We start from the raw sequence: 14721 nt of genomic DNA, 5'->3' as shown, positions 1-14721 counted from the left end.
GTTCAGCTCCCTCGATAGGTGGACATGGCGAACGGTGACAACAGCAACGGCACGTGGTGATGCTGCCGCGGATCGGCGACGGTGAAGGTGACGGTCACCTCGGGGAAGAAATGGTCGCGGTCGCCGAAATAGCCCGCCGTGTCGAAGGTCAGGCGGAAGTCGCCGGCCTCCACCTGCGCGGGGCCGATATCCGATACGCGGCCGTCGGCGTCGGTGCGGCCGCTGCCGAGTTCGCGCCAGCCCTCGCCGGTACGAAACTCCAGGCGCACCACGATGCCCCGCGCCGGATGCCCGGCGGCGGTGTCGAGCACGTGCGTGGTGATGGCGCTGCGACCGGAAGTAACCAACCGCTCCAACCGCTTTCGCGCGATCGCGGCGAGTTCCGCTCGGGTGACCAGGATTTCGCTACCCGGATCGTTGTCCAACCGGGTGGTGAGATCGGCGAGCAGCTCGGGACCGCCGCGGCCCGCGGCGCAGACCAGGTAGATGTGGCCGAACTTCGCCTCGTAGGCGAGGTTGCCCACCCGCAGCCGCTCGGCCAGCTCGGTGTCGGCGGCATCGACGCCCGACTGCTCGTGCGCCGCCCGGGAACCCGGCGCGGTGACCGCGCCGATGCGCGGATGGTCGGCCAGCGCCCGGCGCACCTGCTCCGCGGTGAGTGCGAGCGCCTCCCGTTCGGCCAGCGCCAGCAGGGACTCGCGGTCGGCATAGGGGCGTGCGCCGCCCACCTTGTCGATCCACTCCGCGACGCCCAGCACGTCCTGCAGTGATTCCCGCCAGCTCGCGGCAGGTAGCTCGTTGATCCGGGAGATCGGGAGCGGTTCCGTCACGGGGGTTCACCTCCGCCCGGCGCACCGGGGATCGACTAATTCTGCATTACGGAATATTAGTTTCGACTGACCGAATGTAAGGCGACCAGCAAAGGACTGTCAAACCGGCACGGGCGCGGTTCACCCGGGACCGCATCGGGGTGTTGATCGGCACACCATTCTACCGTTACCGTCGTTGTACGGAATTATGATTCCATATAACGGAAGATAATATGTCGGTGGATCCACTACATCCACTCCCCTACGCGGTGAACCTGTCCTGTTCACCGAGATCCCCCTGCTGGACCGCCCCGCGGCGGCCGCGGCGATCGGTTTCGACGCCGTGGGTTCTGGTGGCCGTTCACCACCGCCACCCCGGACGACGCCGCGATCGAGACCTTCGCCCAGGCCGTCGAGCAGGCGGGCGTGCGGTTGATCGGCCTCCATCTGTTCGCCGGGGACATGCCTGCCGGCGAGCGCGGCCTGGTGTCCTGGCCGGGCCGCGAACAGGAATTCGCCGACAGCGTGGCCGCCGCCGCGCGGATCGGGCGCCGGCTGGGCTGCCGGGCGTACTGGCCGACGCGGGCGGTAGACGCGCCGGCAGCATCGCCGAGGCGGTACGCGACGCCGAGGTCGTGGTGACCATGCTGCCCAACCATCCCGAGGTCGAACGGGTTGTGCTGGGCGACGACGGCGTCTTCGCCCATGCGCCGGAAGGTGCTCTGCTGATCGACTTCTCGACCATCCGGCCGGCGAGTTCGGTCGCACTCGCCGAGGCCGGTGCCGAGCGCGGATTCCGGGTACTGGACGCACCGGTGTCCGGCGGACAGGCGGGGGCCGAGCAGGGCGTGCTGTCCATCATGGTCGGCGGTAACGAGGCCGACTTCGACTCGGCCACACCGATTTTCGAGGCGGTCGGCAAGACCTACCGGCACGTCGGGGGCACGCGCGAGCACGAGCCGGCGTGCGCCGGGCGGCTACCCGACGAGGCACAGCCGCGCTCCGCGGGATGCACCGCCGCTTACGCGCTCACCGAATATCCGGCTCCGCGTGCGGGATGCCGCCGAATTGCCTGCCCGTCAAGGAGAACGGATCGCCGAGGAGTATCCGCCGGTCACCGCCCCCACCCGACAGCGGCGACCGGCACACCGGCCGCAACCGCCGAGAGCGGGCCGGCGGCACGCCGATGGCATAGTCTGCGCTGATGATGTTCCGGCGAATCACGGGCACGGCGCTGGCATGCGCCGGTGCGGCCGTCGTCTGTGTGTTGCCCGCGCGGGCCGTGGCGGACGAACCCTGTGCGGGCTGGCGGATCGACACCGTCGCACAAGGATTGGAGCAACTGGAGAATCTCGAACCGGACGGGCAGGACGGCTTCTACCTTTCCGGGGACACGAAGGTCTCTCACGTCGACGGTGGCGGGCAGGTCCGCACGGTGCTCGACAACCTGGCGGCTCCCGGTGGCCTCCAACTCGACGGAACGACTCTGCGATTCCTCACCCGGCAGGACGGCCGGTTGTGGGAGACGGACACCGCGACCGGCACCTCGGCGCCACCGGTTCCGTTGCCCGGCAACGGTTTACTGCGACTTCCCGACGGCGATCTCCTGACCACCTGGGTCGGCACCGAGGGCGGACCGTCGCGGGGTGTCAGCCGCTATCGGCACGACACCGGCGCCGTGGAACCGAACTGGTCGCCGGTGCCGCGCGCGGAGGGTCTGGCCCTCTCCCCCGACCACCGCACCGTCTACACCGACGACCTGTTCACCGGCCAGATCTACCGCATACCGCTCGACGACCCCGGTGCGTGGACCACCGCCGCCACCCTGCCCGGACTACTCTCCGGGCCCGACGACCTGACCATGTCGCGGGCCGGAGATCTGTATGTCGCCGCCCACGTCGCCGGGACGGTCTACCGCGTCGATCCCGATACCGGCGCGGCCTGCGCCGTCGCGTCGGGACTGTCGGGCGGGTGGACGGGCCCGAGTTCGGTGCGCATCGCACCGGACGGCGACGGCTGGGCCCTGTATGCCACGCTCTTCGACGGAACACTGCGCCGGCTGCGGCCGCCGGCCGATGTCGCTCTGGCACCGGTCCCGACCACCTGAAATCCGGCCGCTCGGGTAGGTCTGCCGCGGTGATCGGCCGACGGCAGATATGTTCGAGGGAATTCGGATCCCTGTCGCCGAACTATCAGGAAGCGGGGTGCGATGCACTGGGATCAGATGACCGCAACGCCGGACGACCTGCGCAAACGCGCGACGAGGCTGCGCCGCGGGGTCGGTCAGCTCGGCATGATCGAGGCGATCATCGACGCCGCGACCGGCCCGTGGCTGGGCGCGATGGATGCCGACGGCCGCGGCACGGCCGAGCTGCGCATGCACCTGGCCGGGCGATACCGGCTCACGGCCGTGGTGACCAGCGCCGGAAAACTCAACCTCGTGCAGATGCAGACCCCGGCGGCGGGTCCGGGCGCCGAGCGGGTGCTGTCGTCGAAGCCGCAGCTGCGGCGCGGCTGGGAACCTCCCGAGAGCATGCCCAAACAGCCGGACTGGCTCGACCACGTCGTCGACTGGGTCGCCCGCGCCAGCGCCGACGTCGACCGCCGCGCCGTCATCGAATGGCATCTGACCGGCACCGACCGCAAGCTCGCCGCCATGGACGACACCATCGACAGCCTGCGCGTCAGCCTGCGGGAGCGCGAACAGCTGCGCGACGAACTGGCCGCGGAGGTCGCCGAGCTGCGGGCGGAACTCGAATCGCTGGGCACGCGGGCCGAGCCGGGCCCGGAGACGACGTCCGACGACGAACCCGCGTCTCCGGAAACGGCCTGGACCTGATCCCCGGGGACGCGGCGGAGCACTCCTCGCACCTGACGGGCGCGGTCGTATGCGGGCCGGAGAAACCGCCGGCGGTCAGAGCTGCCGCACGACCGCGCCCTGTTCGTCGAGTACGGCGATGGTGGGCGTGCCGTCCATCGCGACCTGCAACCGAATCCGCGGCCTGCCCTGCGGGTCGCACAGCATCAGGGCGGAGCCGTGCTCGTTGTCGACGGACAGGTGGACACCGGTCGGATGACGCGCTTGCTCGAGCGGAGCCTCCGGATCCCCCATGTGGTTCATCTCCAGCGACGCGCCTCCGGGCTGCTGATCCGAAAAGCAGCCCAGATGGATGGCATCACCATTCGGATAGTCGAAGGAGATCTGAGCGCCACCGGCGGCCGCGACAATGCCGCCCTTCTCATTGCCGTTCTCGTCGTTGAACAGCAAATAGGAGGCGTCCGGACCGGACCGCTCCGCGGCCGGATACGTCTTACCGCCGATGATGATCGGCGGCTTGGTCGTCTCCAGCAGAAAGCGCTGCTTCCCGCGACGATCGACCACCTTGAACGATCCTTCGGCGACCGCCGCGTCGTCCTCGGTCTCGCCGACCTTCGCGGCGGCCACTCCGGCCCCGACCCCCACGGCCGCCGCGACAGCGGAGCCCACGATGGCCGCCCGCCGACTGGTCGTGCTGTTATCCGGTTTGTCCTCTCCCATCGGCCGAGCATAGGGCGCGCCACCCGGCGGCGCCCCGGAAAACGTCGGGTCAGTAGGCGATGAAGAGGATCTCGTCGCGGGTGTACTCGTGGCCGGGGTGGTTCTCGGCCAGGTGCTTCTGGGTCTTCTCCACCAGGTCGTCCTCGTCGGTGCCGACGATGGATTCTCCACAGGGGCAGTTCAGGTTTCGCTTCATCAGCAGTCCTTTCCTCTGATCGGAAGTGTAGGCGTTCCCTTATGGGTAACACACACTGGCCGATACCGGACGGTGGGTTTGCGTATTCGCCGAAGGGCTGGGTCAACCGTAGACGCGATAGAGAGATTCGGCCACGCACACCGGTTTGGCGCCGCCCTCGCGTTCGAAGGTGAGCCCCGTCGTGATCTGCGCGCCTCCGTCGAACCGATCGACGGCATCGATCGACAGTCGCATCCGATACCGGGCATCAACCGGCAGCGGCGCCGGGAAGCGGAGACGATCGACGCCGTAGGCGACGGTGAACGCGAACCCCTCCAGGCGCCACAGCTCCGCCATCAGCACCGGCGCCGCCCCCATGAGAAAGTAGCCGTGCGCGATGGTCGAACCGAACGGTGTCCGCCGCGCGAACCCAGGATCGACGTGTAGCGGATTCCGGTCGCCGGTCGCCTCGGCGAAACGGTCGATCGTCTCCTGCGTCAGCTGCCGCCACTCCGACACCGCCACCCGCCCGACCGCCGATTCCAGCTCATCCACTCCCCTGATGATGATCATCACCCGATCGTAACGACGCGGCAGAACACCGTAGCGGACCGCCGAATTCCGCTGCCTCCGGCGAAGACTCAGCAACCGTCCGGTATCACTTTCGGAACATTGCCGATTTCCCAATCCTGTTGTGAACGCGACCCAATCGCCGTAGCGTTAATTGGTTGTGTGCGCTGATCCCAGTGTCTACCTGCGACTGGCAGAGGCAGGATTCCGCAGGCAGTGGCACTACCGGCTGGCAATGTTCGCCGGCATGTTCACCAATGTGGTGTTCGGGCTGGTACGCGCCTCGGTGATGCTCGCCGCGGTGCGAGCAACCTCGGAATTCGGCGGGTACAACGCACATTCCATCGGGGCCTACGTCTGGCTGTCGCAGGCGTTGCTGGGCGCGCTCGGCGTGATGGGGCCGCCGCTGGATCTGGTCGAACGCATCAAGAACGGTGACGTCGCGGTGGACTTCCTGCGTCCCATCGACATCCAGTTCTCCTACCTCGCGTCGGATCTCGGCCGCGCCGGCTGCACGCTGTTGCTGCGGGGACTCCCGAGCGTCGCCGCGGGCATGCTGACCTTCGAGCTCGGACTGCCGCGCACCGGCGCCCCCTATCTGCTGGGCGTGGCGAGTGTCATACTGGCGGTGACGATTTCGTTCCTGTTGCTGTTCGCCGTGAGCTTGGTCGGCTTCTGGCTGGTGGAGACGCGAGGGATCAGGCTGCTGTACCAGATCGTCGCGACTTTCCTGGCCGGATTGTTCGTCCCGGTCCACTTGTTTCCCGGTTGGCTGTACCTCATCGCGCGCCTCACCCCGTTTCCCTCACTGCTCCAGGGACCGATCGACGTGCTCTCCGGGCGGGCGGCGGGTGCGGAGGCGTTGCAGATACTCGGGCTGCAGGTGTTCTGGGTGATCGCCGGAACAGCGCTGGGGAGGTTGCTACTACGGGCGGGCCGGCGCAGGCTGGAGGTGCAGGGTGGCTGAGACATCGGATACGCTGCCGCCGGTAATCACTGCGGTACACGGCAATTGGTTCACTCCCTACGTCGCCGTGCTGCGCTCCCGGATGCGTTCGCAGCGGGCCTATCCCCTGTCGTTCGCCGCGGATATGCTGTCGTCGTTACTCATCGGGCTGGTCGAATTCGCCGAGGTCTGGGTGATCTACCACAACGTGCGCGTACTCGGCGGTCTGGACATGCGCGCCATGCTGCTGTTGTTCGGACTGTCCAATCTTGCCTTCGCCCTGGCCCAGATCGTGGTGGGGCACACCGACACCCTGCCCACCTACATCCGGATGGGCACCCTCGACGCCTTCCACCTGCGCCCTCAGCCGCTGTTGCTGCAGCTGATCACCAGCGACGTGTCGCTGCGCCGGCTGGCCCGCGCCGGCGTCGCCGCGGTGGTGCTGGTCACCGGCCTGGTCGTCAACGACATCGATTGGAACACAAAGGCTTTCGTACTCCTACCGCTGTCCCTGGGGGCCGGCACAGCGATCTTCGCCGGGCTGTTCGTCTGCGCCGCCGGACTACAGTTCTTCCTCGTCGACGGCTCGGAGCTGACCAACAGCTTCACCTACGGCGGCTCGTTCGCCTCCCAGCAACCGACATCGGTGTTCTCCCACCCGATGACGCTGCTGTTCGGATTCGCCGTGCCGGTGGCCTTCGTGGCCTACCTGCCCACGATCGCGCTGCTGGGCCTGCCCGGCCCGGCATGGCTGCCGTCGTCGCTGGCGTGGGCGACACCCGTCGCGGCGCTGTGGATCTGGATCCTCGCATTGACGTGCTGGCGAATAGGTGTACGGCACTATCAGGGAGGCGGTGGATGAACGCGATCGAGAGCATCGAACTGACCCGGCAGTTCGTTGTGCGGCGCAAGGAGGACGGGCACTGGCGACGCCGCCGCGACGTGCTGACCGCCGTCGACCGCATGAGCTTCACCATCGAAACCGGCTCCGCCGTGGGCTATATCGGCGCCAACGGGGCGGGCAAGTCCACCACGATCAAGATGCTCACCGGCATCCTGGTGCCGACCTCCGGCACGGTGCGCACCTGCGGGCTGGAGCCGGTGCGGCAGCGGCGCGAACTGGCCGGCCGCATCGGCGTGGTGTTCGGCCAGCGCTCGCAGCTGTGGTGGGATCTGCCGCTGCGCGAATCGTTCACGATCCTGGCCGCCATCCACCGGCTCGATCCCGACGCCGCGCGCAAGCGCACCCACGAACTCGTCGAACAGCTGGAGATGGCCGCCACCCTGGACACCCCGGTGCGCCAGCTCTCACTCGGCCAGCGCATGCGGGCGGAAATCGCGGCGGCCCTGCTGCATTCGCCGGAGCTGCTGATTCTCGACGAGCCGACGATCGGCCTGGACGTACTGTCCAAGCAGCGGCTGCGCGAGTTCCTGTCCTATGAGCGGATCCAGCGCGGCACCACGCTGCTGCTGACCACCCACGACATGGGCGATATCGAGCGGCTGTGCGATCGGGTGCTGGTGGTCGACCACGGCCGGCTGGTCTACGACGGCTCGCTGACCGGCCTGGCCGCCACGGTGGGGATGCGGCGAGTGCTCGTGGTCGACCTCGCCGCACCCACCGCCGACCTGACCGGCCTGCCCGGCGCCCAGCTGCTGGCCAGCGAGGGCGGCGGCATCCGTCAGCGCCTGGCGTTCGATGCCGAAACCACCACGGCGGCACAGCTTCTCACCGCGGTCTCGGCCCGGGCCGAGGTGCGCGATCTGTCCATCGAGGAGCCCGACATCGAGGATGTGGTGCGCCGGATCTACGACGCGGACTCCGGCTCCCTCGGCCCCTGGTCGAGCCGGAAGGGCGGGTACTCGTCACGCATCAGCGAGGCGTAGGCCCGCACCCGGATCGACCAGCGGTTCACGCCCATGACGAACGCGTACAGCCCGGCCGGATAGCGGCCGGTGAACAGCAGGCCGATCACGGCGATCAGGACCAGGACGGCCAGCAGCGGCGGCCAGCCCATGCCGCCACCGTCGCCGTCGCCCCAGTACTGCCCGCCACCGGTGAGGGCCGCCACGATCAGATACTGCGGAATCGCCAGCAGCCACCACTTGATCAGCACCAGCCCGCGCGACAAACGCTCGGGATAGTCCACCTCCAGATCGGCCGGATAATTATCGTCCGGCCGCAGGCTGAACGGCGGATACCGGTCGGTCCCCAGCGCCGACAGGGCATAGAAACGCACCCGCCAGGACCACCGCATGACGCCGACGTTGAAATCGAAAAGCCCACGGGGATAACGCTCCGTGAACAGAATGGCGAAGAACGCGATCACGGTGACGACGAAGTACGCGATGCTGAGGAAGAACAGCACGATGTAGTGGGGAATCGCCAGAATCCATTTGACTATCCACTGCCAGCGCGACAGTGCGGGATCCAGATCACCGCGCACGCGGATCGGGTGGGGATTCACCTCGGGTTGCGCAGTCGTATCGGGTTCCATGACGCCACTCCTTTCGGGCGTTTCGGCTCGTCCATGCGGGAGCCGGTTGTGTCGTCAATTGTTTCCCACCGAACCGGAATCTATGGGACTTTCCGTGGTGGATGCGTCATCGACGAGGTCGCGTACGGCGTGTCCGATTCGGCCGGTCGCGTACGGCGCGGCGCCGCGCCGTTCCTGTTGCGGACCCGATCGGGGTGTGCCAGGTTGCTTCTGATTCTCCACGGCGCGCGGCCGGCGGTCGGCGTCGAGCGAATAACGAGGAGTACGAGTGCGATTCCGCCGAAACCGATTGTTGCCGTCAGGTAGCAAAAAACTCACACCGTTGTCCCGGGTGATGCGGCCCCGTACCATTCGCGGTCAGCTGACGCGGGTGCTCGTGGTCTCGGTGCTGCTGGCGCTGGTGCTACTCGGGGTGATCGTCGCCCGCCAGGTCGACGCGTACCGCGACACCGACACCACCGTGCGCGGGGTCTCGCTGGCGCTGTCGGTGCAAGACCTGGTGCACGAATTGCAGCGCGAGCGCGGCCTCACCAACGGCCTGCTCGGCGGCGACGCGGCGCTGCGGCAGACCGTCGACGACCAGCGCGCGGCCACCGACCGGGCCCGGCTTGCCCTCGACTCCGCGCTGACCGCCGACGCACCCGGCGCGGATCAGGCGCGGGTGGCGCTCGAACGGCTCACCGCGCTCGGCGATACCCGCGACCGCGTCGACGCCCGGGGCGCCGATCGCACCTCCACCTTCCAGTTCTATTCCGACACGATCGGTGCGCTCGGCCGCACCCGCTCCGGCCTCGAGCACGCCCGCGACGACGAGATCTGGCGCGGTCTGCAGGCCCTGTACGCCCTCGGCGACGCCAAGGAGTTCACCGGTCAGGAGCGCGGATTCCTCAACGGCGTCTTCGCCGCGGGCGGTTTCGGGCCGGGCGAATACGTGCGGTTCCTCACCATCCGCGCCGGACAGAACTCCGCGCTGGCGGCGTTCCGGCAGGACGCGACCGCCGGCCAGCAGGCCCGGCTCGACACCGTGCTGCATTCGGAGGACGCCGTGCGGGCCGCCGAGGCCGAGTCGGTGGCGCTCGCCTCCGACCGCGGCCCGCTGACGCAGCCGGTCGCCGCCGGCGACTGGTGGGCCCGGATGACCGCCGTCATCGACCAGCAGCGCGACGTGCAGGGCAGCGTCGGCGCCGATATCGAGCACCGAGCCGATCAGCTGCGCCGCACCGCCGCCCTCCAGCTCGGCGCCTACACCGGGGCGGCCATGCTGGCCCTGTTCATCCTGGTGCTGCTGGTGGTGGCGAGCGCCCGCGCCATCGTGCGCCCGCTGGCCGCGCTCGCCGGCGAGGCCGACGACGTGGCCTCGCGCCGGCTGCCCGAACTGATCCACGCCTGGCAGGCCGCGACGGACGCCGAACCCGATCCGCCGCAACAGGTCCGGACGCCGGCGGGTGCGAGCACCGAGATCGTCTCGGTGGCGGAGGCATTCGACCGGGTGCAGGTCACCGCCTACGAGCTCGCCTCGCAACAGGCGCTGCTGCAACGCAATACGACCGAGTCACTGGCGAATCTGGGGCGGCGCAACCAGAATCTGGTGCGCCGGCAGCTGGCGTTGATCAGCGAGTTCGAGCGCGAGGAGCTCGACCCCAAGATGCTGGCCAACATGTTCGAACTCGACCATCTGGCAACCCGCATGCGCCGCAACGCCGAAAGCCTGCTGGTGCTCGTCGGCGAGGCCAGCCCGCGACGGTGGTCCGAGCCGATCCCGCTGACCGACGTGATCCGCGCGGCGCTGTCGGAGGTCGACGACTACCCCCGGGTCGTGCTGCGCCGCGTCGACGACGTCGCGATCACCGGCGCGGTGGTCAGCGACCTGGCGCATATGCTGGCCGAGCTGATCGAGAACGGATTGGCCTTCTCCCCACCGGATCTGGAGGTCGAGATCTACGGCCGCCGCCTCGGGCAGCACTACCTGCTGGCGATCGTCGATCACGGGGTCGGGATGTCCGCCGACCAGCTGGCCGACGCCAACGCCCGGCTGCGCGGCGACGCCGATTTCCTGGTGGCGCCGACCCGGTATCTCGGCCACTACGTCGTCGGCCGACTCGCCCGCCGGCTGGGTATCGAGGTGGAACTCACGGTGTCGCCGGTCAGCGGCGTGGTCGCGCGGCTGCTGCTGCCCCTCGGGCTGCTGGCCGATCCCGGTACGGCCCGGCCGAACGCGACACCCGATGCGGCACCCGCGATCCGCGCGCGGGACATCGACGGTCACCCGGCGACCGAGACGACATCGGAGCATGCGGCCGCCGAGGTCACACAGCCCACTTTCCGTTCCACCCGGCGCGCGCTCGCGCTCTCGCCCGATCCCGCGCCCACCACGGAACTCCCGTCGGTCAGCACCGGGAACGCCGGGAACGGGCAGGCGCCGGAACGCTATTCGCCGGGGCGGCACAGCCTTCCGGCGAGCCGGGAGACATCGGCAAACACATCGGCGGGCACACCGATGGACACATCGGCGGGCACACCGTCCGGCGATCCGCAGCCCGACCCGTTCCCGACGCTGCCGCCCGGGCCGATGAAGGACTCCCTGTACGCCGCGGCCGCACACCGCAATCGCGCCGCCGCGGCGCCGGAAGCACCCGAACCTCACACCCCCGACGACACACCTGTTGCCGAAGTTCAACGTACGCGAAACGGGCTCGTCAAGCGCAACCGGAAGACTCGCGATGCCGGAGCCCGCCCCGCGGTCGCGCCCCGGCAGCCGGCGGCGCCCGCCGCCGACCGCTCCCCCGACCAGGTCCGCGGCATGCTCACCGGTTTCCGCGCCGGACATCAGCGCGGCGAATCGACCGAGCGGCAACGGATTCCGGCTTCGACCACACAGGAGGAACCCAGGTGACGACCCACCTGCCGGACACCGGTCCGCACGCGTTCAACTGGCTGCTGACCGACTTCGTCCGCAGCACGGACGGTGTCCGCGACACGGTCGCGGTATCCTCGGACGGACTATTGATGGCGATGTCGGACGGCCTGGACCGAGCCGGCGCCGATCGGCTCGCGGCCATGGTCTCCGGACTGGTCAGCCTGTCCCGGAGCGCCTCGCGCAGTTATGATTTCGACGGGCTGAAACTGATCATGATCGAGATGCGCCGCGGTTTCCTGCTGGTGTCGGCGATCGCCGACGGCAGCTGCATCGGCGTGATCGCCGGCAGCGATGCCGACGTGGGCCTGGTGGGCTACCAGATGGCCGTGCTGGCCGACCGGGCCGGCGCGCTGCTCACCCCGGCGCTGATCTCCGAACTGAGAGAATCGTTGCGCAGATGACCGAGCCGCACAGATTGCCGGATCGCCGGATGATCGCGCTGAACCGGCCGGCGGCGTGGTCCGATCCCCGCGCGGCCCCGCCGCACCAGCACGCCGACGGCGGTGGCGACGAACCGGTGGTCCGGCCGTTCCTGATGACCGGCGGCCGCACCGCTCCGCTGGTCGACGGCCTGCGCATCGAGACCCTGGTGCACGCGCGCCCCGCCGCGCTGTCGGCACCGCTGCGATTCGAACAGCAGACCGTCGTCCGGCTCTGCCAGCAACCCCGTTCCGTCGCGGAAATCGCTGCCGCACTGGATGTTCCGGTGGGCGTGGCCCGGATCGTCGTCGGCGATCTGGTCGCCGCCGGGCACGCGACGGCACAGACCGCGGACGAACTGTCCACCGCCGCCATCGAGAGGATCAGGGATCTTGTTCGGGCACTCTGACACCGCACACTCTGACACCGCACACTCCGAGGACGCCGCACACTCCGAGACCGAGCGCTCCGATGCCGGGGATTCCGACACCGCGCCCGAACTGTCGGCCTCCTCGGTGAAGATCGTGGTCAGCGGCGGTTTCGGGGTCGGTAAGACCACCTTCATCGGAGCGATCTCCGAGATCGAGCCGCTGTCGACCGAGGCGGCGATGACCGAGGTGTCGGTCGGCGTCGACGATCCGGGCCTGCGCGAGGACAAGACCACCACCACGGTGGCGATGGACTTCGGCCGCATCACCCTCGACCGCACCCTGGTGCTGTACCTGTTCGGCACGCCGGGCCAGGAGCGATTCGAATTCCTCTGGGACGACCTGCTCGACGGCGCGCTGGGCGGGGTGATCCTGCTCGACACCGCCCGCGTCGAGGACTGCTACCCGGTGCTGGACTACTTCGAGCAGCGCGATACCGCATTCGTGGTGGCGGTCAACCGGTTCGACAGCGGCCAGCACTTCGACCTGGACGAGGTGCGCGAGGCCCTCGATATCGACGAGTCGATCCACCTCGTCGAATGCGATGCGCGCGACCGGACGTCGGTCAAGCAGGTCCTGGTCGAGCTGCTCGAACAGGTGCTGCTGCACCGGTTGTCGCAGGCGGTCGCCAGCTGACCCCGCAGACGGCCGACACCGCCCCGGCGCGAACACCGGGGCGGTGTGAGAAGAGCCGGCGAGGCGGGCTCAGCCGCCGAAGGAACCCGTCAACAGGGTGTTCAGAATGCCCTGGAAAGCAGCGCCTCCGGTGTTGAGCAGACCGCCGAGCGCAGCGCTTCCGGTGTCGATGATGACGGGGATCATGGTCGAACCTCTCTGTAGGGAACAGGTATTCGCGGTCGGCGCCCCTGTTGGACCAACGACCGGAACCCACATTTCCCAGACCACCTGAACACCGGCTTGCCTGTAGCTGAGAGGTCGCTGAGAGCCCCTGTGCGATGAATCATGCTAACGAAATCCGCCCGCGGGGCGATGAATCCGCATCTCCGCTACCCTCCGGCCCGGCGTCGCTACCTGCGCAGACTCATCCCGGAATGCTGCCCTGCGACGAATACAGACTGATTCCGCCCTGGTCGTCGAGGAAGGCGTTCACCAGCATCGTGCGAGCGGCCAGCAACTCCTCCGGCTCCGGCGCACCGGTGGTGACCGAGATCTGCGGGATGGCGGCCCAGTTCACCACGTAGCGCTCCGGCGGCCCGGCCGTGCCGGACACGTGCGCCAGCCGGAACACGGATACGGTACGGCGCTCCATCAGATTCCGCACCACATCGGCGATTCGCTCCGGATCTTCCAGCGCGAACAGGAAGCCGAAGGTCAGCTCCGGGGAGGACACGTAGGCGGACACGAAAGACCAGGCTATCGGACGGCACGCGGGATGCGGCACGTGGATAGCTACCGTGTCGCCGAACAGCGAGTACATCCGTTCACCGAAACCGCACGCGACCGGCCGCCGGATCGGCTCGGCGGCACGGCGTTTCGTGATCTCGCCGGACGGGTATCCTGCGTTCCTACATCCGTGCACGATCTTCGATCTTGGCGGCCGCGTGACCCGCCCGTAACGGTCTATAACGATTGTCCGGCAGCTTCCGTTTTCGGGCGGCGGCTTGTTGCGCGGATTCCCCCGAGGCGCTTTCCTGAATATGTCCCGCATTTACCCGGACAGTCTTCTATCGCATCGTCGCGGCTTTTCCCGGTTTCTTCACCGTGAGCATGTGCCGAGGACTGTCGTGCCCGGGCCGCGGGACTGCGCCGTGGCCGAGGGGAGCCCCTCCCCGATACCCCCTCGGCCCTGGCGCATCCAGTCGACACAGGCGAGGGTGAGGACCATGGCGACCGAATACGCCGGTGGTCGTATCGAATTCGGTGGGCTGCCATCCGCGGCGGAACTCCTGCACGCATTCCGCAGCGGCGCGGACAACGCGCATCCCGTACTCGAAGCCGGATACGACCTGGTGCGGTGCCACGAGCGCCGCCGGCACGCGCAGCAGGCCGCGCACGCACCCGACGCGCCCAGCAGCAGGGTCGCCGCCTGCAGTCAGGTCGTCGACGATGTCGACGGCGCCCGGACCCGGCTGATCGATCACATCGACACCTGGGTCGCGGAGCACGTCGCGCACCGGGCCGGCGCCTCGCTGCACACCGAGACGCTCGGCGCCGTCATCGACCGGATGGCCGCGAAATGGGTTGCCGCGCACCATGCTCTGGGCCTGCGCATGGCCGATCCGAAGGGCGACCGGCGTACCCGGGTGAGCGTGCTCTCGCGCCGGGGCGGCGTCGACGGCGAGGCGCACCTGCAGTGGGTCCGCCTCGCCGAACTCGCCGACGGTTACAAGGACCTGATCACCGACGTCACCGAGCATCGACGCCGGCTGCCGGTGTTCTGAGCACCGGCGGCACCCGGA

Annotated in this window: 18 protein-coding genes; 12 read left to right on the top strand and 6 right to left on the bottom strand. The window is 68.7% G+C overall.

Annotated elements, in window-relative coordinates:
- Positions 1-2: 2 nt before the first annotated feature.
- A complete protein-coding gene (gene uraH, locus D892_RS49210; protein ID WP_198036957.1) occupies positions 3-830 on the bottom strand; it encodes a hydroxyisourate hydrolase in 828 nt (275 codons plus the stop codon).
- 405 nt (positions 831-1235) lie between these two features.
- On the opposite strand from uraH, the gene D892_RS48670 reads away from it, so the two are divergent.
- The 4 genes from D892_RS48670 to D892_RS0121005 all read left to right on the top strand — a co-directional run bounded on the left by D892_RS48670 (position 1236) and on the right by D892_RS0121005 (position 3648).
- Positions 1236-1451: a hypothetical protein gene (locus tag D892_RS48670; RefSeq protein ID WP_051499130.1), complete on the top strand. Its 216-nt coding sequence runs from the start codon at positions 1236-1238 to the stop codon at positions 1449-1451.
- Positions 1370-2014 carry an NAD(P)-dependent oxidoreductase gene (locus D892_RS45475; RefSeq protein ID WP_232236359.1) on the top strand — a complete coding sequence of 215 codons (645 nt, stop codon included), beginning with the start codon at positions 1370-1372 and terminating at the stop codon, positions 2012-2014. Before D892_RS48670 ends, D892_RS45475 begins: the two co-directional genes overlap by 82 nt.
- Positions 2014-2916 carry an SMP-30/gluconolactonase/LRE family protein gene (locus tag D892_RS0121010; RefSeq protein ID WP_024803133.1) on the top strand — a complete coding sequence of 301 codons (903 nt, stop codon included), beginning with the start codon at positions 2014-2016 and terminating at the stop codon, positions 2914-2916. The genes D892_RS45475 and D892_RS0121010 overlap by 1 nt, the downstream gene beginning before the upstream one ends.
- Positions 2917-3033: 117 nt before the next feature.
- Positions 3034-3648, top strand: a complete 615-nt coding sequence (locus D892_RS0121005; protein ID WP_156959615.1) for a hypothetical protein — start codon at positions 3034-3036, stop codon at positions 3646-3648.
- 75 nt (positions 3649-3723) lie between these two features.
- On the opposite strand, the gene D892_RS0121000 is transcribed toward D892_RS0121005, so the two are convergent.
- The 3 genes from D892_RS0121000 to D892_RS0120990 form a co-directional block, all read right to left on the bottom strand.
- Complete coding sequence (locus tag D892_RS0121000; RefSeq protein WP_024803131.1) at positions 3724-4347, bottom strand: hypothetical protein; 624 nt, start codon at positions 4345-4347, stop codon at positions 3724-3726.
- Between the two features lie 49 nt (positions 4348-4396).
- The gene (locus D892_RS44580; protein WP_063629967.1) at positions 4397-4543 is read right to left on the bottom strand and encodes a DUF1059 domain-containing protein; all 147 of its coding nucleotides are present in this window, start codon (positions 4541-4543) and stop codon (positions 4397-4399) included.
- A 102-nt stretch (positions 4544-4645) separates the two neighbouring features.
- Positions 4646-5095, bottom strand: a complete 450-nt coding sequence (locus tag D892_RS0120990; protein WP_024803130.1) for a MaoC family dehydratase — start codon at positions 5093-5095, stop codon at positions 4646-4648.
- Positions 5096-5252: 157 nt separating this feature from the next.
- Here D892_RS0120990 and D892_RS0120985 point away from each other — a divergent pair, with 157 nt between their 5' ends.
- The 3 genes from D892_RS0120985 to D892_RS0120975 are packed head-to-tail and all read left to right on the top strand — an operon-like array spanning position 5253 to position 7925.
- Complete coding sequence (locus D892_RS0120985) at positions 5253-6059, top strand: ABC-2 family transporter protein (protein WP_232236132.1); 807 nt, start codon at positions 5253-5255, stop codon at positions 6057-6059.
- Entirely contained in the window at positions 6052-6900 is an 849-nt protein-coding gene (locus D892_RS0120980) for an ABC-2 family transporter protein (RefSeq protein ID WP_024803128.1), read from the top strand. The genes D892_RS0120985 and D892_RS0120980 overlap by 8 nt, the downstream gene beginning before the upstream one ends.
- On the top strand, positions 6897-7925 hold the full coding sequence (locus tag D892_RS0120975; protein WP_024803127.1) for an ATP-binding cassette domain-containing protein: 1029 nt from the start codon (positions 6897-6899) through the stop codon (positions 7923-7925). Before D892_RS0120980 ends, D892_RS0120975 begins: the two co-directional genes overlap by 4 nt.
- Here the strand turns inward: D892_RS0120975 and D892_RS0120970 are convergent.
- Positions 7847-8536, bottom strand: a complete 690-nt coding sequence (locus D892_RS0120970) for a DUF4389 domain-containing protein (protein WP_024803126.1) — start codon at positions 8534-8536, stop codon at positions 7847-7849. The genes D892_RS0120975 and D892_RS0120970 overlap by 79 nt on opposite strands.
- 334 nt (positions 8537-8870) lie before the next feature.
- Between D892_RS0120970 and D892_RS0120965 the strand changes: the two genes are divergently transcribed.
- The 4 genes from D892_RS0120965 (at position 8871) to D892_RS0120950 (ending at position 12937) form a co-directional block, all read left to right on the top strand.
- Complete coding sequence (locus D892_RS0120965) at positions 8871-11429, top strand: nitrate- and nitrite sensing domain-containing protein (protein ID WP_024803125.1); 2559 nt, start codon at positions 8871-8873, stop codon at positions 11427-11429.
- Positions 11426-11854, top strand: coding sequence for a roadblock/LC7 domain-containing protein (locus tag D892_RS0120960; RefSeq protein WP_024803124.1), 429 nt, complete (start codon positions 11426-11428; stop codon positions 11852-11854). The genes D892_RS0120965 and D892_RS0120960 overlap by 4 nt, the downstream gene beginning before the upstream one ends.
- Positions 11851-12282 carry a DUF742 domain-containing protein gene (locus D892_RS0120955; protein ID WP_024803123.1) on the top strand — a complete coding sequence of 144 codons (432 nt, stop codon included), beginning with the start codon at positions 11851-11853 and terminating at the stop codon, positions 12280-12282. The genes D892_RS0120960 and D892_RS0120955 overlap by 4 nt, the downstream gene beginning before the upstream one ends.
- A gap of 91 nt (positions 12283-12373) precedes the next feature.
- Positions 12374-12937 carry an ATP/GTP-binding protein gene (locus tag D892_RS0120950; RefSeq protein WP_036569338.1) on the top strand — a complete coding sequence of 188 codons (564 nt, stop codon included), beginning with the start codon at positions 12374-12376 and terminating at the stop codon, positions 12935-12937.
- Between the two features lie 406 nt (positions 12938-13343).
- Here D892_RS0120950 and D892_RS0120940 read toward each other — a convergent pair whose 3' ends face one another.
- Positions 13344-13664, bottom strand: coding sequence for a hypothetical protein (locus D892_RS0120940; protein WP_024803121.1), 321 nt, complete (start codon positions 13662-13664; stop codon positions 13344-13346).
- A gap of 481 nt (positions 13665-14145) precedes the next feature.
- On the opposite strand from D892_RS0120940, the gene D892_RS0120925 reads away from it, so the two are divergent.
- Positions 14146-14703 carry a DUF4254 domain-containing protein gene (locus D892_RS0120925; protein WP_024803120.1) on the top strand — a complete coding sequence of 186 codons (558 nt, stop codon included), beginning with the start codon at positions 14146-14148 and terminating at the stop codon, positions 14701-14703.
- The last annotated feature ends 18 nt before the right edge of the window (positions 14704-14721 follow it).

This window comes from Nocardia sp. BMG51109 (genome assembly GCF_000526215.1).
Taxonomy (GTDB): domain Bacteria; phylum Actinomycetota; class Actinomycetes; order Mycobacteriales; family Mycobacteriaceae; genus Nocardia.
The sequence above is the reverse complement of the archived record's forward strand: the minus strand, read 5'-3'. Positions and strand labels throughout refer to the sequence as shown.